The sequence below is a fragment of the Pseudomonas sp. CAM1A genome, from assembly GCF_047501685.1.
Lineage (GTDB): Bacteria > Pseudomonadota > Gammaproteobacteria > Pseudomonadales > Pseudomonadaceae > Aquipseudomonas.
This window is the reverse complement of the sequence record NZ_JBFNXP010000004.1, coordinates 221,335-242,228: the sequence shown is the minus strand read 5'-3', so window position 1 is coordinate 242,228 and position 20,894 is coordinate 221,335. Positions and strand designations below refer to the sequence as shown.

General features: G+C 64.4%; 19 protein-coding genes. 6 read left to right on the top strand and 13 right to left on the bottom strand.

The window, feature by feature from the left end:
- Positions 1 to 62: 62 nt before the first annotated feature.
- Positions 63 to 1,604 (top strand): phosphoenolpyruvate carboxykinase, encoded by a 1,542-nt coding sequence (locus ABZO33_RS13925; protein ID WP_414536505.1) that lies wholly within the window; start codon positions 63 to 65, stop codon positions 1,602 to 1,604.
- A 149-nt stretch (positions 1,605 to 1,753) separates the two neighbouring features.
- A complete protein-coding gene (locus ABZO33_RS13920) occupies positions 1,754 to 2,188 on the top strand; it encodes an acyl-CoA thioesterase (RefSeq protein ID WP_414536504.1) in 435 nt (144 codons plus the stop codon).
- Here ABZO33_RS13920 and ABZO33_RS13915 read toward each other — a convergent pair.
- The 5 genes from ABZO33_RS13915 to fdhD form a co-directional block, all read right to left on the bottom strand.
- Positions 2,178 to 2,834 (bottom strand): response regulator, encoded by a 657-nt coding sequence (locus tag ABZO33_RS13915; protein ID WP_414536503.1) that lies wholly within the window; start codon positions 2,832 to 2,834, stop codon positions 2,178 to 2,180. The two genes, ABZO33_RS13920 and ABZO33_RS13915, sit on opposite strands and share 11 nt — an antisense overlap.
- A 118-nt stretch (positions 2,835 to 2,952) precedes the next feature.
- Positions 2,953 to 3,762: a CheR family methyltransferase gene (locus ABZO33_RS13910; protein ID WP_414536502.1), complete on the bottom strand. Its 810-nt coding sequence runs from the start codon at positions 3,760 to 3,762 to the stop codon at positions 2,953 to 2,955.
- 209 nt (positions 3,763 to 3,971) lie between these two features.
- Positions 3,972 to 4,454: a glycine zipper domain-containing protein gene (locus ABZO33_RS13905; protein ID WP_046857505.1), complete on the bottom strand. Its 483-nt coding sequence runs from the start codon at positions 4,452 to 4,454 to the stop codon at positions 3,972 to 3,974.
- 223 nt (positions 4,455 to 4,677) lie between these two features.
- The gene (locus ABZO33_RS13900; protein ID WP_414536501.1) at positions 4,678 to 7,023 is read right to left on the bottom strand and encodes an FdhF/YdeP family oxidoreductase; all 2,346 of its coding nucleotides are present in this window, start codon (positions 7,021 to 7,023) and stop codon (positions 4,678 to 4,680) included.
- Positions 7,024 to 7,031: 8 nt separating this feature from the next.
- Positions 7,032 to 7,859 (bottom strand): formate dehydrogenase accessory sulfurtransferase FdhD, encoded by an 828-nt coding sequence (gene fdhD, locus ABZO33_RS13895; RefSeq protein WP_414536500.1) that lies wholly within the window; start codon positions 7,857 to 7,859, stop codon positions 7,032 to 7,034.
- A gap of 175 nt (positions 7,860 to 8,034) precedes the next feature.
- On the opposite strand from fdhD, the gene lysM reads away from it, so the two are divergent.
- The gene (gene lysM / locus ABZO33_RS13890; RefSeq protein WP_414536499.1) at positions 8,035 to 8,475 is read left to right on the top strand and encodes a peptidoglycan-binding protein LysM; all 441 of its coding nucleotides are present in this window, start codon (positions 8,035 to 8,037) and stop codon (positions 8,473 to 8,475) included.
- Positions 8,476 to 8,519: 44 nt separating this feature from the next.
- Here the strand turns inward: lysM and yrfG are convergent, their stop codons facing one another.
- A complete protein-coding gene (gene yrfG / locus ABZO33_RS13885) occupies positions 8,520 to 9,182 on the bottom strand; it encodes a GMP/IMP nucleotidase (RefSeq protein ID WP_414536498.1) in 663 nt (220 codons plus the stop codon).
- A 64-nt stretch (positions 9,183 to 9,246) separates the two neighbouring features.
- On the opposite strand from yrfG, the gene nudE reads away from it, so the two are divergent.
- Together nudE and cysQ are read left to right on the top strand one after the other, a co-directional pair.
- A complete protein-coding gene (nudE, locus tag ABZO33_RS13880) occupies positions 9,247 to 9,813 on the top strand; it encodes an ADP compounds hydrolase NudE (protein WP_194789652.1) in 567 nt (188 codons plus the stop codon).
- On the top strand, positions 9,810 to 10,643 hold the full coding sequence (gene cysQ / locus ABZO33_RS13875; RefSeq protein ID WP_414536497.1) for a 3'(2'),5'-bisphosphate nucleotidase CysQ: 834 nt from the start codon (positions 9,810 to 9,812) through the stop codon (positions 10,641 to 10,643). Before nudE ends, cysQ begins: the two co-directional genes overlap by 4 nt.
- 9 nt (positions 10,644 to 10,652) lie before the next feature.
- Here cysQ and ABZO33_RS13870 read toward each other — a convergent pair whose 3' ends face one another.
- The 7 genes from ABZO33_RS13870 to rfbB are packed head-to-tail and all read right to left on the bottom strand — an operon-like array spanning position 10,653 to position 17,709.
- Entirely contained in the window at positions 10,653 to 11,108 is a 456-nt protein-coding gene (locus tag ABZO33_RS13870) for a YiiD C-terminal domain-containing protein (protein WP_414536496.1), read from the bottom strand.
- Positions 11,105 to 12,505 carry a sigma-54-dependent transcriptional regulator gene (locus ABZO33_RS13865; RefSeq protein ID WP_414536495.1) on the bottom strand — a complete coding sequence of 467 codons (1,401 nt, stop codon included), beginning with the start codon at positions 12,503 to 12,505 and terminating at the stop codon, positions 11,105 to 11,107. Before ABZO33_RS13865 ends, ABZO33_RS13870 begins: the two co-directional genes overlap by 4 nt.
- Positions 12,502 to 14,316 (bottom strand): sensor histidine kinase, encoded by a 1,815-nt coding sequence (locus ABZO33_RS13860; protein ID WP_414536494.1) that lies wholly within the window; start codon positions 14,314 to 14,316, stop codon positions 12,502 to 12,504. Before ABZO33_RS13860 ends, ABZO33_RS13865 begins: the two co-directional genes overlap by 4 nt.
- A gap of 39 nt (positions 14,317 to 14,355) precedes the next feature.
- Positions 14,356 to 15,216: a dTDP-4-dehydrorhamnose reductase gene (rfbD, locus tag ABZO33_RS13855; protein WP_414536493.1), complete on the bottom strand. Its 861-nt coding sequence runs from the start codon at positions 15,214 to 15,216 to the stop codon at positions 14,356 to 14,358.
- Positions 15,213 to 15,758, bottom strand: a complete 546-nt coding sequence (gene rfbC, locus ABZO33_RS13850; RefSeq protein WP_414536492.1) for a dTDP-4-dehydrorhamnose 3,5-epimerase — start codon at positions 15,756 to 15,758, stop codon at positions 15,213 to 15,215. Before rfbC ends, rfbD begins: the two co-directional genes overlap by 4 nt.
- Positions 15,755 to 16,630 (bottom strand): glucose-1-phosphate thymidylyltransferase RfbA, encoded by an 876-nt coding sequence (gene rfbA, locus ABZO33_RS13845; protein ID WP_414536491.1) that lies wholly within the window; start codon positions 16,628 to 16,630, stop codon positions 15,755 to 15,757. The genes rfbC and rfbA overlap by 4 nt, the downstream gene beginning before the upstream one ends.
- A complete protein-coding gene (gene rfbB / locus ABZO33_RS13840; RefSeq protein WP_414536490.1) occupies positions 16,627 to 17,709 on the bottom strand; it encodes a dTDP-glucose 4,6-dehydratase in 1,083 nt (360 codons plus the stop codon). The genes rfbA and rfbB overlap by 4 nt, the downstream gene beginning before the upstream one ends.
- 187 nt (positions 17,710 to 17,896) lie before the next feature.
- Between rfbB and ABZO33_RS13835 the strand changes: the two genes are divergently transcribed.
- Positions 17,897 to 20,797 carry an aminotransferase gene (locus ABZO33_RS13835; RefSeq protein WP_414536489.1) on the top strand — a complete coding sequence of 967 codons (2,901 nt, stop codon included), beginning with the start codon at positions 17,897 to 17,899 and terminating at the stop codon, positions 20,795 to 20,797.
- Positions 20,798 to 20,894: the final 97 nt, after the last annotated feature.

The following is a 20,894-nucleotide window of genomic DNA, read 5'->3' as shown; positions in this document are numbered from 1 at the left end:
GTTTTTTCGAGACAACTACAAAACGTTTGGAGCACTCGGCCTCGGGCCGGATGGGGTATCTCATGACGCAAGCCAACAACACCGTGTACACCGACCTGAGCGTCGATGAGCTGGTAAAAGAAGCGCTGTCCCGCGGTGAAGGCGTGCTGGCCGATACCGGCGCGCTGGTGGTGGAAACCGGTCATCGCACCGGCCGTTCGCCGGCTGACCGTTTCATCGTCGAAGAACCTTCCACCCAGGACCAGATTGGCTGGGGCCCGATCAACCGCAAGTTCCCGGCCGACAAGTTCGATGCCCTGTGGGACCGCGTAGAAGCGTTCAACAACGCCCAGGATCACTTCGTTTCCTACGTCCACGTAGGCGCTGCCGCCGAGCACTACCTGCCGGTCAAGATGACCACCCAGACCGCCTGGCAGAATCTGTTCGGCCGTTGCCTGTTCATCAACCCGGCCCAGTACAACCCGGCTGGCCGCGATGAGTGGCAGGTGCTCAACGTCGCCAACTTCGAGTGCGTGCCAGAGCGTGACGGCACCAACTCCGACGGTTGCGTGATCATCAACTTCGCCCAGAAGAAAGTGCTGATCGCCGGCATGCGTTACGCCGGTGAAATGAAGAAAGCCATGTTCTCTGTGCAGAACTTCCTGCTGCCGGCCGCCGACGTGCTGCCGATGCACTGCGCCGCCAACATCGGCGAAGCGGGTGATGTCACCCTGTTCTTCGGCCTGTCCGGCACCGGCAAGACCACCCTGTCGGCCGACGAAAGCCGTTACCTGATCGGTGACGACGAGCACGGTTGGGGCGAAGGCGTGGTCTTCAACATCGAAGGCGGTTGCTATGCCAAGTGCATCGACCTGTCCGAGAAGAACGAGCCGGTCATCTGGAAAGCCATCAAGCACGGCGCAGTGCTGGAAAACGTCGTCATCGACGAGGCCAAGCACGCCGACTACGCCGACGTGAGCCTGACCCAGAACAGCCGCGCAGCCTACCCGCTGACCCACGTAGCCAAGGTCTCGGAAAAGAACCTGGGCGGCGAACCGAACGCGGTCATCTTCCTGACCTGCGACCTGACCGGCGTGCTGCCGCCAGTGTCGATTCTGAACAACGAGCAGGCGGCCTACCACTTCCTGTCCGGCTACACCGCGCTGGTCGGTTCCACCGAAATGGGTTCGGGCAGCGGCATCAAGTCGACCTTCTCCACCTGCTTTGGCGCACCGTTCTTCCCGCGCCCAGCCGGCGTCTACGCCGAGCTGCTGATCAAGCGCATCAAGGCGTTTGGCTCCAAGGTCTACCTGGTCAACACTGGCTGGACCGGTGGTGGCTACGGCGTTGGCAAGCGTTTCAGCATCCCCACCACCCGTGGCGTGATCGCTGCCATCCAGAGCGGCGCGCTGGTCGGTGCAGAAACCGAGCACCTGGACATCATCAACCTGGACGTGCCGAAGGTCGTTCCGGGCGTCGAGACCGAGCTGCTCAACCCGCGCAACACCTGGGCTGACAAAGCTGCCTACGACGAAGCTGCCAAGGGCCTGGCCACGCTGTTCACCGAGAACTTCAAGAAGTTCGACGTTTCCGACGCCATCAAGGCCGCTGGTCCGCAGCTGTAAGCTGCTGCCGGTTCGGATAAGGAAGCCGCCCCTCGGGGCGGCTTTTTCGTTATTCGATGTAGGATCGGGTTTGGTCTGCGATAGGGGCGATACAGTACCGGCAGAATCTGTTTCACTTGCAGGGTACCCACCAGAATGCAGACGGCCCCATGATCGAGTCCCCGCTACGCTCCGCCTTCTCCCATTTCCACCCCATCCTGACCCGTCCCCAGGACAACGACCACAACGGCCACCTTGCCGGCTCAACCGTGCATGCCTGTTTCGAAACCGCGATCCAGGCTTTCCTGGTCGAACAGGCCGAGCTGGACCTGCGCGACGGTGAACTGGCCGGGTTCGTCGTGAGTTCGGCGGCAGATTTCTTCGCCTTGCCTGGCTTTCCCGACGTGCTCGAGGTCGGCCTGGGGGTGACCCGTCTGGCGGGCAGCACCGTTGAGTTCCGCCTGGCGCTGTTCCGCCCGGGCGAGGCCGAAGCCTGTGCGGCGGGCAGCGTGGTGCAGGTGTTCATCGAACGTGTGTCGGGCCGCCCGGCGGCATTGCCGGAAACGCTGCAACTGATCCTCGCCGGGCTGTCGCTCAATCGTTGAGGCGAATGATCCCTTCGCGCACGGCGAACAGCACCAGGCCGGGCACGTCGTGAATCTGCAAGCGGTGCATGATCTGCGAGCGGTGCGCCTCGACGGTCTTGATGCTCAACCCCAGGCCGTCGGCGATGGAGCGGGTGGTCTCGCCCCGGGCGATCAGGCGCAGGATCTCCAGCTGGCGGGTGGTCAGGGGCGGCGGCTGGACCTGATTGGCAACGCGTTTGCGGCTGTGCTTGAGGGCCTGGCCGATGACCATCGGCAGCACCGCCGATGACAGGTACTGGCCACCGCCGCGCAGCGTCTGCAGGGCCTGCTCCAGTTCGCTCACCGTGGCGTTCTTGAGCAGGAAACCATGGGCGCCCAACTGCAGGCAGCTCATCACATGCTCGAGCTCCGAGCGCGGCGAGAACATCAGCACCCGGCTGGCGGGGGCGCGAATGAACAGTTCCTGCAGGGCCTGCTGGCTGTCCAGTTCGCCGCTCATGTCGAGCACCACGATGTCCGGCTTGAGCTTTTCGGCCAGGCTCACGGCACTCATGGCATCACCGGTATCGCCCACCACGACGAAATCTTTCTTCTGCTCCAGCAAGGCACGCAGGCCGGCGCGGAAGAGGGGCGAATGATCGGCAAGCAGAATTCGGCAAGGCATGGATTAGGGCCTGTTTCGCAAGGGAAGGGGGGCGGCAGGCCTGCTCGATCCGAAAGCGCACTGCCGCGCAACTGCGCGATCAGTCCTTGTCTGCCGATTGGCGCGGCAGTGCCTCTTATCATAGGCGTTCGAACACCGACGGCAGTAGCGGGCGCAGAGGCAGGCCCAGCGCATGGACGCTTTCGCTGTGGCCGATGATCAGCAGGCCACCGGGGCGCAGGTGCCCTAGCAACTGCTGGAGCACCTCGCTCTTGTAGCGTGGCGCCAGGCTCGACAGCAGGTTGCGCAGCAAGATGACGTCGAAGCTGCCGAGGTGGGCAGGCAGGGGCCGGATCAGGTTGATGGCCTCGAAGCGTACCTGCTCGCGCAGGCCGGGTGCGATGCGTAGCCGGCCTGCCATCTCGCCGACGCCGCACAGGCAGTGGCGGGCCAGCCAGCCCTCGGGGAAGTAGCGGGCCTGGGCGATGTCATAGATGCCGGCGCCTGCATTTTCCAGCAGTTGCGGGTCGAAGTCGCTGGCCAGTACCTGCCAGCCTGGGAGACGGGCTTTTTCGGCGGCAACCATGGCCAGGCTCCAGGCTTCTTCGCCGGTGGCACAGGCTGCGCTCCACAGGCGTGCGGGGTGGTCGAGGTCGGCCAGCCAGCCGGCCAGGCATTCGAAGTGGCGATGTTCGCGAAAGAAGTAACTGTCGCGGGCGACCAGCAGGCGCAACAGATGCTCGTGCTCGTCGGTGCCCTTCGGGCTCTCGAGCAAGCCGAGGTACTGCTCGTAGTTGGCCAGGCCCAGAGCCTTCAGGCGCTTGTGCAGACGTGCCGCGACCACGGCCCGGCGATCATCGGCCAGTTGCACACCGGTAGCCTGCATCACGCGCTGGCGTATCGAAGCAAAGCCGGCTTCGCTGAGCAGTGGCGGACGGCGGCTGGGCATCCTTCAGCCTCTCCTGGCCCGGGGCAGACAGATGAGATCGGTGAAGGTCGCGCGCATTCCCTGCGTCCTGTACGTGGTCGAAACAGCGATGATAACTAGTGGCTAGTGGCCTCCATATCGGGGTGGCCCTTAATCCCTTGGCGTGCCTGCAAACGAAAAGGCCCTGCCGGTGAGGGCAGGGCCTTAGGCGTCAGGCGTAAGCCTGGCGATCAGTCATGGCGCCAGTGGCGCTTGTGCTTGCGGTGGCCGTAGTGATGGCCGCGGTCGTAATGGCGGCGGTCATCGTAGTCACGACGGTAGCGGCGCGACTCATGGCGCTCGTCTTCGTCGGCCTTGTTGCCCATGTAGTTACCCAGTGCGCCACCCGCGCCACCGCCGGCCGCCGCACCAATGTAGCTACCGGTGGTACCGCCCACCGAGCGGCCGACCACGTTGCCGCCGGCTGCGCCCAGTGCGCCACCGATGGCCGCTTCGCCGCGCTGGCGCTTGTCGGCACCCAGGGCACCGCCGGCCGCGCCGCCCAGGCCGGCACCAATGGCGCCGCCGGTGCTACCACCGATGGAGTTGCCCACCACGGAGCCGAGTACCCCACCCAATGCGCCGCCAATGCCGGCCTCGGTGGTGCCGCCTGCCATGGCAACGCCGCTGAGCAGACCGAAAGACAACAACAGAATCGAGGAGTACTTCTTCATCAAGAGAGCCTCAGAGGGATGACGAAGCGGAATTTGAGGCTCGGCGAAGCGGCTGGCAATCGGAATCCGACGAGTAGCACGAGTTGTACACAATTCTCTAAGTTATTGAATTGTGTATGAAACTTTCTCGATTTTCGCTTGTCTGAGGTACTTATGACAAAGCCCTGAACCGTTGCGGAACAGGGCTTTTTTGTGGGCGGCGTTCAGCTTTGCCGGGCGCGATTCAGATGATACGCCCGTCGTCCCGCGCGCGCTCCAGCTTGATGGCAATAAACTTCGAGGTCGGTGTATGGCTGCCGTCACCGATGCTCTCCAGCGGCACCAACGGGTTCACCTCTGGGTAGTAGGCAGCCGCCTGGCCAGCGGGAATGTCGAACGCCAGCAGGGTGAAGCCATGCACCCGGCGCACATGCTCATCGCCCCACAGCGACACGATGTCGACCTTCTGCCCCGGCTGGAAGCCCAGACGGACGATGTCGGCTTCGTTGGCGAACAGCACGTCGCGCTGACCGCGCACACCGCGATAACGATCGTCCATGCCATAGATGGTGGTGTTGTACTGATCGTGCGAGCGCATCGACTGCATGATCAGGTCCGGGAGCTGGCCGCTGGCGCGCACGCGCTCGTCGAGCAGGCTATCCGGCAGGAGGTTGGCCTTGAAGTTGGCGCGGCCGCTGGCGGTCTTCCACTGCCGGCTGCCGGCGCTGTTGCCGAGATAGAAGCCGCCGGGCATGTGCAGGCGCTCATTGAAGTCGGCGAAACCCGGGATGGTGTCGGCGATCAGGTCGCGAATTCGGTCGTAGTCGGCCACCAGCCAGTGCCAATCCACCGGCTGCTTGCCCAGGGTGGCGGCGGCGATGCCGGCCACCACGGCTGGCTCCGAGCGCATCTGCCGGGACAGCGGCTTGAGCTGGCCATTGGAGGCGTGGACCATGCTGAACGAGTCCTCCACCGTCACGGCCTGCGGGCCTTCGCCCTGCAGGTCGATATCGGTGCGGCCCAGGCACGGCAGAATCAACGCCTGCTTTCCATGAACCAGGTGGCTGCGGTTGAGCTTGGTACTGATGTGCACGGTCAACTCGCAGTTGCGCAGCGCCTGGGCGGTGCGTTCGGTGTCCGGCGTGGCCTGGGCGAAGTTGCCGCCCAAGCCGATGAACACCTTGGCCCGGCCGTCGAGCATGGCGTGGATCGCCTCGACGGTGTTGTGACCGTTGTGGCGCGGCACCGGGAAGCCGAAGCGTTTTTCGATGGCATCGAGCAGGAACACCGGTGGGCGTTCGTTGATGCCCATGGTGCGGTCACCCTGCACGTTGCTGTGGCCGCGCACCGGGCACAGGCCGGCGCCCGGTACCCCGAGGTTGCCGCGCAGCAGCATCAGGTTGACGATTTCCTGGATGGTCGGCACCGAATGGCGGTGCTGGGTGATGCCCATGGCCCAGCACATGATCACGCGTTTGCCTTTGCAGTACATGCGTGCCGACAGTTCGATGTCGGCCAGGGTCAGGCCCGATTGAGCCTGGATCTGCTCCCATGAGGTGGCATCGACCACTGCCAGGTACTCGTCCACGCCATGGCCGTGTTCGGCGATGAAGGCATGATCGAAGATCGCCGGCGCGCCGCTGGCCTGGGCTTCGCGTTCCCATTGCAGGAGGAACTTGGCCATGCCGCGCAGCAGCGCCATGTCGCCGCCCAGCGCGGGGCGGAAGAACGCAGTATTGGTCGGACGGTCGCTGTTGGTCAGCATCTCCAGCGGGTTCTGTGGGTGCTGGAAGCGCTCCAGGCCACGTTCCTTGAGCGGGTTGACGCACACCACCTGGGCGCCGCGTTTCACCGCGTCGCGCAGCGGGTCGAGCATGCGTGGGTGATTGGTGCCGGGGTTCTGGCCCCAGACGAAGATCGTGTCGGCGTGCTCGAAATCGTCGTAGGTGACCGTGCCCTTGCCCACGCCGACGCTCTGGCCCAAGGCTACGCCGCTGGCCTCGTGGCACATGTTCGAGCAGTCGGGGAAATTGTTGGTGCCGTAGGCGCGCACGAACAGCTGATAGAGATAAGCCGCCTCGTTGCTGGCCCGGCCGGAGGTATAGAACTCGGCCTGGTCGGGGCTTGCCAGGTTGTTCAGGTGCCGGGCGATCAGGGCGAAGGCGGCGTCCCAGTCGATCGGCCGGTAGTGGTCGGTGATCGGGTCATAGACCATCGGCTCGGTCAGCCGGCCCTGATACTCGAGCCAGTAGTCGCTCTGCCCCAGCAGCGCGCTCACGCTGTAGCGGGCGAAGAACGCGGCGTCTACGCGGCGCTTGGTGGCTTCCCAGTTGACCGCCTTGGCGCCGTTCTCGCAGAACTTGACCATACCGCTCTCGGGCGAGTCGCCCCAGGCGCAGCCGGGGCAGTCGAAGCCGCCGTTCTGGTTGGTCTTGAGCAGGGCGCGGATGTTTTTCAGGGCATTGTCGCTGCCCACCCAGGCCTTGGCCACACTGCGCAGCGCGCCCCAGCCGCCGGCGGGGCCGGGGTAAGGTTTGTAGCGAGGGGTGGAGGCGGGGGCGTTGTCTGGCAGTTTTTCGTAGGAGGTCACGGCTGTTGCTACTCCGCCGCTGGGCTGAACACCCGCGGTGCGCTGTGTTTGGGCAGATGAATGAGGTTGAGGTTGTGCTTGCGCGCCCATTGCAGGGCCAGGCCGGTCGGCGCGGAAAGGCTCACCAGGGTCTGGATGCCGGCGCGCAGGACCTTCTGGATCAGCTCCAGGCTGCAGCGGCTGGTGACGATGGCCAGCCCCCCTTGGGTCTCGATGCGCTGGCGCAGCAGGGCGCCGATCAGCTTGTCCAAAGCGTTGTGCCGGCCGATGTCCTCGCGGCCCAGCAGCAGCTGGCCGTCGCGGTCCATGAACAACGCCGCATGCACCGCGCCGCAGTGCTGGCCGAGGGGCTGGAAGGCATCGATTCGCTGGCGCAGGTCCTTGAGCCAATCCGCCGGCGGCAATGGTGCGCCGGGTAGAACATTCAGCTCGGGCAGCGCCTGTTCCAGCGCCTCGACGCCACACAGGCCGCAACCGCTGGTGCCGGCCAGTTGGCGGCGCTGGTTCTTCAGGTTCCAGAAGGCGCGGCTGGAAATCTCCAGGTCGGCGTAGAGCGCCGAACCGCTGCCGGAGAGCTTCACGTCATAGATTTCTTCGGTACCGGCAACGATGCCGCTGCCGACGCTGAAACCGACGGCGAAGTCTTCCAGGTCGGTCGGGCTGACCAGCATCACCGCCTGGTTCAGGCCGTTGTAGACGATCGCCAACGCCACTTCCTCGGCCAGCGGAGTTTTGTCGCGGGCGGCATCGGAAAGCTGGACATAGTCGTAGGTGTTGCTGGCGGCGGGCAGGGCGAGAGGCATTGACGCCGCGCAGACCGGTGGCTTGCTGTTCATCGGCTCGAATACCGGCTGGCAGTTTGACCCCACAAGCCTAGGCCCCTGTGCCGATGGCGTCTAATCGCTAGCGTCTATCCCGTGATAGAGCGCGTCGATTGGTCGCACCGGGGCGGATTGGCCGATCCTGGCCTAGACTCCTGCTTCCATGGATTCACCATCAAAGGAGCGCCACATGAGCCTGTTCAGTTTCGTGAAGGAAGCCGGCGAGAAGTTGATCGACCTGTTGACCCCCGGCAACGCCAATGCCGAGGAACAGTTGAAGAAGCACGTCCAGGACGTTGGTCTGGGCAACCCGAACATCTCGGCCACTGTAGAGGGTGACAAGGTCATCCTCAAGGGCGAGGTAAGCAGCCAGGAAGAGAAAGAAAAGATCATCCTGGCGGCCGGCAACATCGCCGGTGTGGCCTCGGTGGATGACCAGATCACCGTTACCGGGCCGGTGGCCCAGGCTGCGCGGTTCGTCGAGGTCGAGAAGGGTGACACCTTGAGTGCCATCTCCAAGCGTGTCTATGGCGACGCCAACAAGTACAACAAGATCTTCGAGGCTAACAAGCCGATGCTGAAGGACCCTAACAAGATCTATCCGGGGCAGGTGCTGCGTATTCCTGATTGACCGCATCGCGGGGCAAGCCCGCTCCCACACGTGTGGGAGCGGGCCTATAGCCCTGCCAGCAACGCCCGATAATCCTCTACAGCGGCAAACTCCTGGGTATCCCTTGGTCCGGCCTGGCTGTCAGGTTGGCGCACAGCCAGCAGATGCCCCACGCCAAATTGCCGGGCACTGCGCAGAATCGCCAGGGTGTCATCGATGAACAGGCTGCGCGCCGGCTCGAAGCCGATGTCCGCCTGCAACGCATCCCAGAACTGCGGGCTCTCCTTCGGATAGCCATAGTCGTGCGAGCTGATCAGTCGTTCGAAGTACGGCGCCAGTTCCACCCGCTCCAGCTTCAACGACAGCGAGTCGCGGTGCGCGTTGGTGATCATCACCACCCGCTTGCCGGCCTTGCGAATGGCGGCGAGGAAGGTATCGGCATCCGGCTTCAAGGCGATCAGGTCGGCGATCTCCAGCTTCAGCTCGCGGATCGGCAGGCGCAGTTCGCGGCTCCAGAAGTCCAGGCAGTACCAGTTGAGCGTGCCGGCATGCTGTTCGAACAGCGGGCGCAGTTCGAGCTCGGCCATGGCCCGGCTCACGCCGTGCAGCTCGGCATAGCGCTGGGGCAGGTGCTCCAGCCAGAAGCGATTGTCGTAATGCAGGTCGAGCAGGGTGCCGTCCATGTCCAGCAGGACGGTATCGATGGCGGACCAGGGAAGAACGGGCATGGGAAATTCTCGATCAGTCGGCAAGCCACGGTATAGTAACCCGTTCACGCCAAGGAGCCGCCCCATGCGCCAGAAACCCACCGTCCTCAGCCGCGAGATCGTCGCCAGCAGCCGCCTGTTCCGCGTCGAAGCCGTGCAGTTGCGCTTCTCCAACGGTACCGAGCGCACCTATGAGCGACTGGTCGGCCGTGGCAATGGCTATGGCGCGGTGATGATCGTGGCCATGCTCGATGCCGAGCATGCGGTGCTGGTCGAGGAATACTGCGGCGGCACTGATGAATACGAGCTGTCGCTGCCCAAGGGCCTGATCGAACCGGGCGAGGACGTTCTGGCCGCCGCCGACCGCGAGCTCAAGGAAGAGGCCGGGTTCGGCGCGCGCCAGCTGGAACACCTGACCGAGCTGTCGCTGTCGCCCGGCTACATGAGCCAGAAGATCCAGGTGGTCCTGGCCACCGACCTGTACGAAGAACGCCTGGAGGGCGACGAGCCCGAGCCGATGCGGGTCGACAAGGTCAACCTGCGCGAGCTTTCGGCCCTGGCCATGCACCCGCAGTTCACCGAAGGCCGGGCGCTGGCGGCGCTGTACCTGGCCCGTGACCTGCTGATCCAGCGTGGGGTACTGAGCGTATGAATGATCGGCAACTGATGGAGCGCGTGGTCAAGCTCGCCTTGTTGGCCGGCGAAGCGACCCTGCCGTTCTGGCGTGCTGACGTGGCGGTAAGCAACAAGGCCGACGATTCACCGGTGACCGCTGCCGACCTGGCGGCCCACCGGGTTATCGCCGATGGCTTGCAGGCGTTGGCGCCGCAGATTCCGGTGCTCTCCGAAGAGGACTGCGAGATCCCGCTGACAACCCGCGCGGGCTGGCAGCGTTGGTGGCTGGTCGATCCTTTGGATGGCACCAAGGAGTTCATCGCCGGGAGTGAGGAGTTCACCGTCAACATCGCACTGATCGAAAACGGCGAGGTGGTGTTCGGTGTGGTGGCGATGCCGACCAATGGCCGCTGTTACTTCGGTGGGCGCGAGTTCGGTGCCTGGAAGGCCGAGCGTAACGAAGAGGCTCAACCGATCCAGGTGCGTAATGCCCCACCGGCTCAGGAGCGGTTTACCGTCGTCGCCAGCCGTCGGCATTCAAGCCCGGAGCAGGAAGCGCTGCTGGCAGGGCTTGGGAATGCGGTGGGCGAGCTGGAACTGGCCAACATCGGCAGCTCCTTGAAGTTCTGCCTGCTCGCCGAAGGCAGTGCCGACTGTTATCCACGGCTGGCGCCGACCTCGCAGTGGGATACTGCGGCTGCCCAGGGCGTGCTGGAAGGTGCCGGGGGCGAGGTGATCGGGTTGGACGGGTTGCCGTTCCGCTACCCACCGCGTGAGTCGCTGCTCAATCCGTTCTTCCTGGCGTTGCCCCGCGCTGCTGAATGGCGACAGGCGTTCGTCGAGCTGGCGAGTGCGATCAAAGCTTGAGCTCGTCTTTCAGCGATGCAGCACGTACTGCCCGCTGAACGTCACCGCAGGCTCGTCACTACCCTCGTTGCTTACCACCGTCTCCAGTGTCAATCGTGCCCGTCCACGACGCTGGTACATCGTCAGGAATCGCTCCCAGGTCTTCTCGTCAGGTGCCGGGCAACGCGCCACGGCAGCCCCGGTGACTGGCAGCGGGTAGCTGATCTGCCCTTCCTGGATGACGATATGCCCGTCATCGATCCCCAGCTCGCGCAGGCGCAGGTGCAGCCAGCCCCAGCCCACCAGCACCGCGCCGCAATACAGGCTGCCGCCGAACATGGTGCTCTTGTGGTTGACGTTGGGCGCCAATGGCAGCTTCAGGTGCAAGGTGTGCGCGTGCCAATCGATGACTTCCATGCCCATCTCGCGAGTCAGCGGAATATCGCCGTGCAGCACGGACTGCAGATACTGGCTGTCGTTGCTCATTGACGGTTGTCCTCCTGGTCGTCATGCCCGCCAAAGCTCAGGCTGTGCTTGCGCAGCTTGTCGTGCAGGGTCTTGCGTGGGATGCCAAGGGCCTCGGCGAGGCTGCGCATGGAGCTGTGCGGCTGCATCAGTTCGGCGGCGATCAGCGAGCGCTCGAACTGCTCGACCTGCTCGCTGAGGTTGCCGGCGGGCACCGCAACATGGATATCGTTGGCCGCCGCAGGCGTCTGGCCATCAAGGGCCAGCTCCAGGCCAAGGGCAAAGCGTTCGGCGGCATTCTGCAGCTCGCGGACATTGCCCGGCCAGTCGTGGCGCAGCAGCAGGGCCCGCTGCGCCGGTTGCAGGTTGTGGGGCGGCAGGCCATGGCGTTCGCTGGCGGCATCGGCGAAGTGCTGGAACAGCACCAGGATGTCGTCGCCGCGCTCGCGCAGTGCGGGGATACGCAGCGGCGCGACATTCAGGCGGTAGTACAGGTCGGCACGGAAGCGGCCTTGGTCGGCGGCTTGGCGCAGGTCTTCCTTGGTGGCGGCGATGATACGGATATCCAGCGGTATCAGCTGGTTGCCGCCCAGACGCTCGACCACTCGCTCCTGTAGCAGGCGCAGCAGCTTGACCTGCACATCCAGGCTCATGCTCTCGATTTCGTCGAGGAACAGCGTACCGCCATTGGCGAACTCGAACTTGCCGATGCGGCGTTTCTGCGCGCCGGTAAAAGCGCCCGGCTCATGGCCGAACAGCTCGCTCTCGACCACCGACTCGGCCAGGGCGCCGGCATTGATCGCCACGAACGGGCCATCGCGCCGGCTCGACAGGTCGTGCAGGGCGCGGGCCACCACCTCCTTGCCGGCGCCGGTCTCGCCAAGGATCAGCACGTCGGCGCGAGTGCCGGCCAGGGCGCCGATCTGCTCGCGCAGGCGCTGCATGCCGGGCGACTGGCCGACCAGGCGCGTGGCCAGGTGCTGGCGGTCGCTCAGGGCCAGGCGCAGGCTGCGATTGTCCAGCACCAGGCGGCGCAGGGCCAGGGCGCGGCGCACGCTGTCGAGCAGGGCGTCGCTGGCGAAGGGCTTCTCCAGGAAGTCATATGCCCCGGCGCGCATGGCTTGTACTGCCAGCGGTACATCACCGTGACCGGTGATCAGCAGCACCGGCAGCTCGCTGTCGCGGGCGTGTAGTTGCTCCAGCAGTTGCAGGCCATCGATGCCGGGCATGCGGATATCGCTGACCACCACGCCCGGCCAGTCCTCCTCCAGGCGTTCGGCCAGGCCTTGGGCGTCGGCCAGGGCCACCACCTTGAGCCCGGCCAGGTCCAGGGTCTGGCTCAGGGCCTGGCGCAGATGCGGGTCGTCATCGACCAGGATCACCTGGGCACGGCTGTCGATCGGTGTCTCGGTGCTCATGCCGAGGTGTCCTCCGAAGATTGCAGGTTGGCGCCGGGCTTGGCCACGCGCAGTTTCAGGGTCAGCAAGGCACCACCTTCCGGGTGGTTGCCCAACAGCAACTCGCCGCCGAGCGCGTGCATCAGGCTTTCGCAGATGGCCAGCCCCAAGCCGAGGCCCTGGGTGCGGGTCTTGGTGGTGAAGAACGGCTCCTTGGCGTGCTCCAGGGCCTGGCGGCTGAAGCCTGGGCCATTGTCGCGGATGCACAGGTAGACGCAGCCGTCCTGGCGCTCGGCACTCAGCCAGAGTTTGCGCGGGTTGGCTTTTTCGGTCAGGGCATCGAGGGCGTTGGCCATCAGGTTGCCCAACACCTGGCGTAGGCGGGTCTCGCCGGCCTGCACCCACAGCGTGGCCTCGGGCAGGTCGCGCACCAGTTCAACGGCCATGGCCCGGCGACGCTTGGCCAGCAGCGCCAGGGCATCATCCAGGGCCGGTTGCAGGGCAACGCTCTCCGGGGCGTGCTGGTCGCGGCGGGCGAAGGCGCGCAGGTGGGCAATGATCGAGGCCATGCGCCCGGTCAGCTCACCAATCAGCTTGAGGTTGCCGCGCACATCTTCGGTGCGCTGATGGTCGAGGAGAATCTCGGCGTTCTCGGCATAGCTGCGAATCGCCGCCAGCGGCTGATTGAGTTCGTGGCTGATGCTCGCTGACATGGTGCCCAGTACCGAGAGCTTGCCAGCCTGGACCAGTTCATCCTGGGCGCGCACCAGCTCCTGCTGGGCGCTTTCGCGCTCCAGCACCGCGCTTTTGAGGCGGGTATTGAGGCCTTCGAGGTCTGCGGTGCGTTCGATCACGCGCTTTTCCAGCTCTTGCCGGGCAAGGGCCTCGAAGTCGATGCGGTCGATGTAGTGGCGGCGGCGCTGCATCACCAGGCCGGCCAGGAGCATGGTCACCAGCAGCGCGCCACCGCCGATGGCCATGACTGTCTGCACCGAGCGATCCACCAGCAGGCGGGGGGCGAGGATATTCACCTGCCAGCCGGTTTCCTTGATGTCGCGGGTCTGGATCAGCCAGGCGTCGCGGTTGAGGCTCAACGGCTGCGGGGCCTGGGTCGGGTAGGGCTGGATGGCGACGATGGCCTGGCGCTCGGCCGCGGTCAGTTCGCGGGTGGCGCGGAAACGCCAGTCCGGGCGCGAGGTAAGTACCACCACGCCGTTCTGGTCGGTCAGCAGCAGTTGTTCTGGCGTACGGCCCCAGAGGGTTTCGGTGTGGTCGAGGTCGACCTTGACCACCAGCACGCCGATCACCTTGTCGCGGTCGTGCACGGCGGCGGCGAAGAAGTAGCCGCGCTTGGCCGAGGTGGTGCCCTGGCCGAAGAACCGCCCCAGCCGCCCCTCCATCGCCTCGATGAAGTACGGGCGGAACGAGAAGTTGCGGCCGACGAAACTGTCCTGCTTGTCCCAGTTGGACGCGGCCAGGGTGTTGCCGCTGACATCCATCAGGTACATCACCTCGGCACCGGTCTGCTGGGTGATGCCCTTGAGCAACCGGTTGGCGTTGGTCACCGCCTCGAGGCGGAACGGGTCAGCCAGCACGCCGCGTAGCGCCGGCAGGTCGCCGAGGATCTGCGGCAGGGTTTCGTAGCGGTGCAGGGTGCCCAGCAGGTTGGCGACGTAGAGGTCGAGGGTCTGGCGATTCTGCGAGGCCAGCTCATCCTGGTAGTAGCGCTCGGCCAGGTGGCGCAGCGGCCACAGCAGCGGGGCCAGGCACAGCGCCAGCAGGGCCAGGCTGCGCCAGCGGGGGCGGCGGGGAGGCGTGGGTCTTGGGATCATCGCAATAAGGGCGCCAGTAGGATCTGGCGCAATTATGCGCTACTTGAGGCAGTCGATGAGTGCATCGTGCCAGTGCGGTTGGCTGACCTGCCATTCACGGGCCAGACGCGAACAGTCCAGACGCGAGTTGAGCGGCCGTTGCGCCGGCGTCGGGTACTCGCTCGAGGGGATCGGCAGCAGTTCGGCGCAGGGCAGCCCGCGCGCCTTCAGCTGTTCACCGATGGCCTGGGCGAAGCCGAACCAGGAGGTCTCACCCTGGGCGGTCAAGTGGTAGGTGCCCCAGGCGCCAGCCTCGCCGTTACGCCAGCGCTCGATCAGTGTGCGGGTGCTGATGGCGATGGTGGCGGCCCACGTTGGAGCACCGATCTGATCGTCTACGACTTTCAGCTGTGGGCGTTCCTGAAGCAATCGTTGCATGGTCAGCAGGAAATTGCGCCCATGCAGCGAATAGACCCAGCTGGTGCGCAGGATCAGGTGTTCTGCGCCTGCTGCGCGGATTGCCTGCTCTCCGGCCAACTTGCTGTGTCCGTAGATTCCCAGGGGGTGTGGCGCGTCGTCCTCGTCGTATGGCGTGGCCTTGCTGCCGTCGAAGACATAGTCGGTGGAGTAGTGGATCAGTGGCACGCCGAGGCGTGCGGCTTCTTCGGCCAATATGCCCGGCGCCTCGGCATTGATGGCAAAGGCCTGTTCCGGCTCGTTCTCGGCCTGATCCACCGCAGTGTGGGCCGCCGCATTGATGATCAGATCTGGCGCCTGTCGGCGCAGTGGTTCGCGCAGCTGTTCCGGTCGGGCCATGTCGAACTGGTCGCGGCCAACCAGGCACACCTCGCCCAATCCGGCCAGGGCGCCCTGCAACGCCTGGGCAACCTGGCCACTGTGGCCGCAGACAAGGATTTTCACGGGAACAGCTCCGCATCCTTGAACAATTTGCCGGCCTGGTCCTTGGCGGACAGGGTCGGTGCTTCCAGCAGGCCCCAGTCGATCGCCAGCTGCGGGTCATCCCAGCGGATGCAGCGTTCGGCGCTCGGGGTGTAGTAATCGGTGGTCTTGTAGAGGAAGTCGGCCGACTCGCTTAGTACCAGGAAGCCATGGGCAAATCCTGGTGGTATCCAGAATTGACGGTGTTCCACGGCGCTCAGCCGCGTCGCGACCCATTTTCCACAGGTAGGTGAGCTTTGACGCAGGTCCACGGCGACGTCGAGGACCTCGCCCTGCATGACCCGCACCAGTTTCCCCTGGGGATTGTCGATCTGGTAGTGCAGGCCGCGCAGCACGCCCTTTTGCGAGCGTGAGTGGTTGTCCTGCACGAAGTTCACGTCAACGCCAGCCTTGTCGGAAAAGTCCCGTGCGTTGAAGCTTTCGAAGAAGAAGCCACGGCTATCACCAAAAATCTTCGGTTCGATGATCAGAACATCCGGGATTGCCGTGGCGATGATATTCATGGGGTCTCTGCTATCAATTTACTAAGGTACTGTCCGTACCCCGTCTTCTTCAGTTCTTCGGCCTTCTTCTGCAATTCTTGACGGCTGATCCAGCCTTTCTGATGAGCGATCTCTTCCAGACACGCGATTTTCAGTCCCTGCAGGTGCTCGATGGTCCGCACATACTGGGAAGCTTCCAGGAGACTGTCGTGGGTGCCGGTGTCGAGCCATGCAAGGCCGCGCCCCAAGCGCTCCACGCGCAGGTCGCCACGCTCCAGGTAGGCGTTGTTGATATCGGTGATCTCCAGTTCGCCCCGTGGGGAAGGCTTGACCCCCTTGGCAATCTTCACCACATCGTTGTCGTAGAAGTACAGGCCGGTAACCGCGTAGTTGGACCTTGGCTGGGCAGGCTTTTCTTCGATCGACAAGGCCCGGCCATTGCCGTCGAACTCGACCACGCCGAAGCGCTCGGGGTCCTTGACCCAGTAGCCGAATACCGTGGCGCCGGCCTGGTGCTTGACCGCGCGCTGGAGCTGTTCGCTGAAACCCTGGCCATGGAAGATGTTGTCGCCCAGGATCAGGCATACCGAGTCGTTGCCGATGAACTCTTCGCCAATCAGGAAGGCCTGGGCCAGGCCGTCGGGCGACGGTTGCTCGGCATAGCTGAGGTTGATGCCGAACTGGTTGCCGTCACCGAACAGTTGACGGTACTGCGGAAGGTCGGCGGGCGTGGAGATCAGGAGGATATCGCGGATACCTGCCAGCATCAGGACAGAGAGCGGATAGTAAATCATCGGCTTGTCGTAGATGGGCAGCAGTTGCTTGGAGGTGGCCAGTGTGATCGGGTGCAGGCGAGTACCGGAGCCGCCGGCGAGGATGATGCCCTTGGTCATGCGATCAAATCCTTGTAATCGTTATTGCCCAGTCGTTCACGCTGATAACTGCCATCCTGGACATGGCGGCACCATACAAGGTTGTCCAGGTACCACTGAACGGTCTTGCGCAGGCCTGTCTCGAAGGTCTCCTCGGGAACCCAGCCCAACTCGCGCTCGATCTTGCTGGCATCGATGGCATAGCGCTGGTCGTGGCCCGGGCGATCCTTGACGAAGGTTATCAGGTCAGTGTAGTTCGCAATTCCTGCCGGGTGTTGCGGGGCCAGTTCCTCGAGCAGGGCACAGATGCCGCGCACCACATCGATGTTCTTCTGCTCGTTGTGGCCACCGATGTTGTAGGTTTCGCCTACTTCGCCTTCGCTAACCACCTTGAACAGCGCGCGGGCGTGATCCTCGACGAACAGCCAGTCACGCACTTGCAGGCCGTCGCCATAGACCGGCAGCGGCTTGCCTTCGAGGGCGTTGAGAATGACCAGTGGAATGAGCTTCTCGGGGAAGTGGAACGGCCCATAGTTGTTGGAGCAGTTGGTCAGCAGCACCGGCAATCCATAGGTACGGTGCCAGGCGCGGACCAGGTGGTCGGAGGCCGCTTTGCTCGCCGAATAGGGCGAACTGGGGGCGTAGGGCGTGGTTTCGGTGAACAGGTCGTCGACCCCGTGAAGGTCACCGTAGACCTCGTCGGTGGAAATGTGATGGAAGCGGAAAGACTTGCGCTCCTCCTCGCCCAGTGTGTTCCAGTAACCCCGGGTTGCCTCCAGCAGACTGTAGGTACCGACGATGTTGGTCTGGATGAAGTCCGAAGGGCCGTCGATGGAGCGATCCACATGCGATTCCGCGGCCAGGTGCATGATGGCGTGTGGCTGGAAGCGGGCGAGTACTGCACTCACGGCGGCCTGGTCGACGATATCGACCTGGGCGAACTCATAGCGCGAATTGCTGGCGATGCTCAACAATGATTCCAGGTTGCCTGCATAAGTCAGCTTGTCGAGATTGAGGACTTCATGCTCGGTACTGCTGATGAGGTGGCGTACCAGGGCGGATCCGATGAAACCGGCTCCCCCGGTAATGAGAATACGCATGTTGGATTCCCTTTCCTTCCAATAATGACGGTGGCTAGCGGGCTCACAGCTTGTCGGCTGACAAGACTATAGGCAAGTTGAATGTGCTGGGCTGCAAGGCCTATGCGACGAAACGCCAATTGTACGCTGCCGGCTTGCCAATTTGCCTGCCTGATGGCGATATACGAGAAAAACGAGAGCTTTCGCCATGCCGCTTTCCATCCTGATCCAGCGTTCCAGTCTACCCGTCCCCTTACTGAGCGGGGCGCAGGCCCATGCCATGCTGCGGGCGCATTACGATCTGGACGGTGGTTTGCAGCCTTTGGGTAGCCAACAGGACCTGAACTTCCAGGTCAACGGCAGCGGTGCGTGTTATGTGCTCAAGATCTGTCACGCAAACTATGCCCGGCAGGAGTTGGAAGCACAGCATGCCGCGTTGACTCATTTGCGTGACTGCGGCCTGCCGGTACCTGCGGTACGCCTGGCCAGCAACGGGCAGGACCTGTTGGCGCTGGATGTCGACGGCCAGACCTTGCGCGTGCGCCTGCTCGACTACATCGACGGGCAGCCGTTGACCCGCCTGGGCCACCTGCCGGGGCGGGTAATGGTGGAACTCGGTGCGCTTTGCGCCCGCGTCGACAAGGGCCTGGCCGACTTCGACCATCCCGGCCTCGAGCGCACCCTGCAGTGGGATCCGCGCCATGCCCAGGCCCTGATCCAGCATCTGTTGCCGGTGTTGCGGGATGCACAGCGCCGGGAGCGGGTGGAGTACGTGGCCAAGGCGGCAAGCGCACGATTGCAGCCGCTGGTCGAACAGTTGCCAATCCAGGCCGTGCACCTGGACATCACCGACGACAACGTGGTCTGGTCGCGTGATGCCGAGCGGCAGTGGCAGGTGCAGGGTGTCATCGACTTCGGTGACCTGGTGCGTACCTGGCGCATCGCCGATCTGTCGGTGACCTGCGCGGCCTTGCTGCATCACGCCGAGGGCGACCCGCTGCGAATCCTGCCGGTGGTCCGCGCCTATCATGCCGTGAATCCCCTGCAGGACGCCGAGTTGCGCGCCCTCTGGCCGCTGGTGCTGAACCGCGCCGCGGTGCTGGTGCTCAGCAGCGAGCAGCAACTGGCCATAGATCCGGACAACCAGTACACCCGCGACAACATCGCCCATGAGTGGGAGATCTTCGATACGGCCTGTGCCGTGCCCGCCGCTTTGATGGAGGCGGCGATCCTTCAGGCGGCTGGGCGCAAGCCTGCCAGCATCGATCTTGGCGATTGCGCCGTGTTGCTGCCGTCGCTCAATGGCAAGTCGGTGAGCCGGGTCGACCTGGGTGTGCTCAGCCTTCACTGCGAGGCGGGCAATTGGGAGCAACCGGGCTTTGACCAGCGTCTGCTTGCTGCCCAGCCGGGGCCGGCGTGCAGCCTGCATGGGCAGTACCGCCTGTCGCAAACCCACATCGACCGGCCCGAAGAACCGGCCACCTGCGCCCTGGGCGTGGAGTTGAACCTGTCGTCCGGCACTGCGTTGCAGGCGCCCGAGGCTGGGGTATGGCAACACATCGGCGATGGCCGTGGCTGCCTGCGCACCGCGCGCTGGAACCTGTGGCTCGATGGTCTGGAAGAGGCGCCGAGCGATGGCCAGGCGCTGCTCAAGGGGCAGGCCCTCGGCGCGACCTGTGGGTTCCTCCGCGTGCAACTGTGCGTGGATACCGATATCCGTCCACCCTTCTTTGCCATGCCCTCCCACGCTGCCGCCTGGCTGGCCCTGTGCCCGTCACCGCGCACCCTGCTCGGCTTCGACTGCGACGCCGAGCCACTGGCTGACGCGCAGGCCCTGCTGGCCCGTCGCGATGCCAGCTTCGCCCGCTCGCAGAAGCATTACTACGCCCAGCCGCCGCATATCGAGCGCGGCTGGCGCAACTACCTGATCGACATGCAGGGCCGTTCGTACCTGGACATGCTCAACAACGTCGCGGTGCTTGGCCATGGCCATCCGCGCATGGTCGCCGAGTCGGCGCGCCAGTGGTCGCTGGTCAACACCAACTCGCGCTTTCACTACGCAGCCATCGCCGAGTTTTCCGAACGCCTTCTGGAGGTGGCCCCGGAGGGCTTCGACCGGGTGTTCCTGGTCAACAGCGGCACCGAGGCCAATGACCTGGCGATCCGCCTGGCCTGGGCCTACAGCGGCGGACGCGACCTGCTCAGCGTGCTGGAGGCCTACCACGGCTGGTCGGTGGCCACCGACGCGATCTCCACCTCGATCGCCGACAACCCCCAGGCCCTGGAGACTCGTCCGGACTGGGTACACCCGGTGGAGGCGCCGAACACCTTCCGCGGGCGCTACCGGGGCGCCGACAGCGCCGCCGACTACCTACGCGATGTCGATGCCAAGCTGGCCGACCTCGACGCCCGTGGTCGCCAGTTGGCGGGGATGATCTGCGAGCCGGTTTATGGCAACGCCGGCGGCATCTCGCTGCCGCCGGGCTACCTGCGCGAGGCTTACGCCAAGGTGCGCCAGCGCGGCGGGGTGTGCATCGCCGACGAGGTGCAGGTCGGTTACGGGCGCCTGGGCGAGTACTTCTGGGGCTTCGAGGAGCAGGGCGTGGCGCCGGACATCATCACCATGGCCAAGGGCATGGGCAACGGCCAGCCGCTGGGCGCGGTGATCACCCGGCGCGAGATCGCCGAGGCGCTGGAGGCCGAGGGTTACTTCTTCTCGTCGGCCGGTGGCAGCCCGGTCAGTTGCCGTATCGGCATGGCGGTGCTGGAGGTGATGCGCGACGAAGGGTTGTGGGACAACGCCCGTGACGTGGGCCGTTACTTCAAGGCACGTCTTCAGGCATTGATCGATAAATATCCGCTTGCCGGCGCCGCCCATGGTTCCGGGTTCTACTTGGGGCTGGAGCTGGTGCGCGATCGCCAGACGCTGGAGCCAGCGACCGAGGAAACCATGATCCTGTGCGATCGCCTGCGTGACCTGGGGATTTTCATGCAGCCGACCGGCGACTATCTGAACATCCTCAAGATCAAGCCACCGATGTGTACCACGCGGGCCAGCGTGGACTATTTCGTCGACAGCGTGGAGCGGGTCCTCGGCGAAGGGCTCTGATTCAAGGCATACAGGCCTGGCAAGTCGATTGTTATCGGTTCACCAGGCATTTTTATGCCTAAATATTTTGTGTTCATCTATTTAAAGTCGATATTTA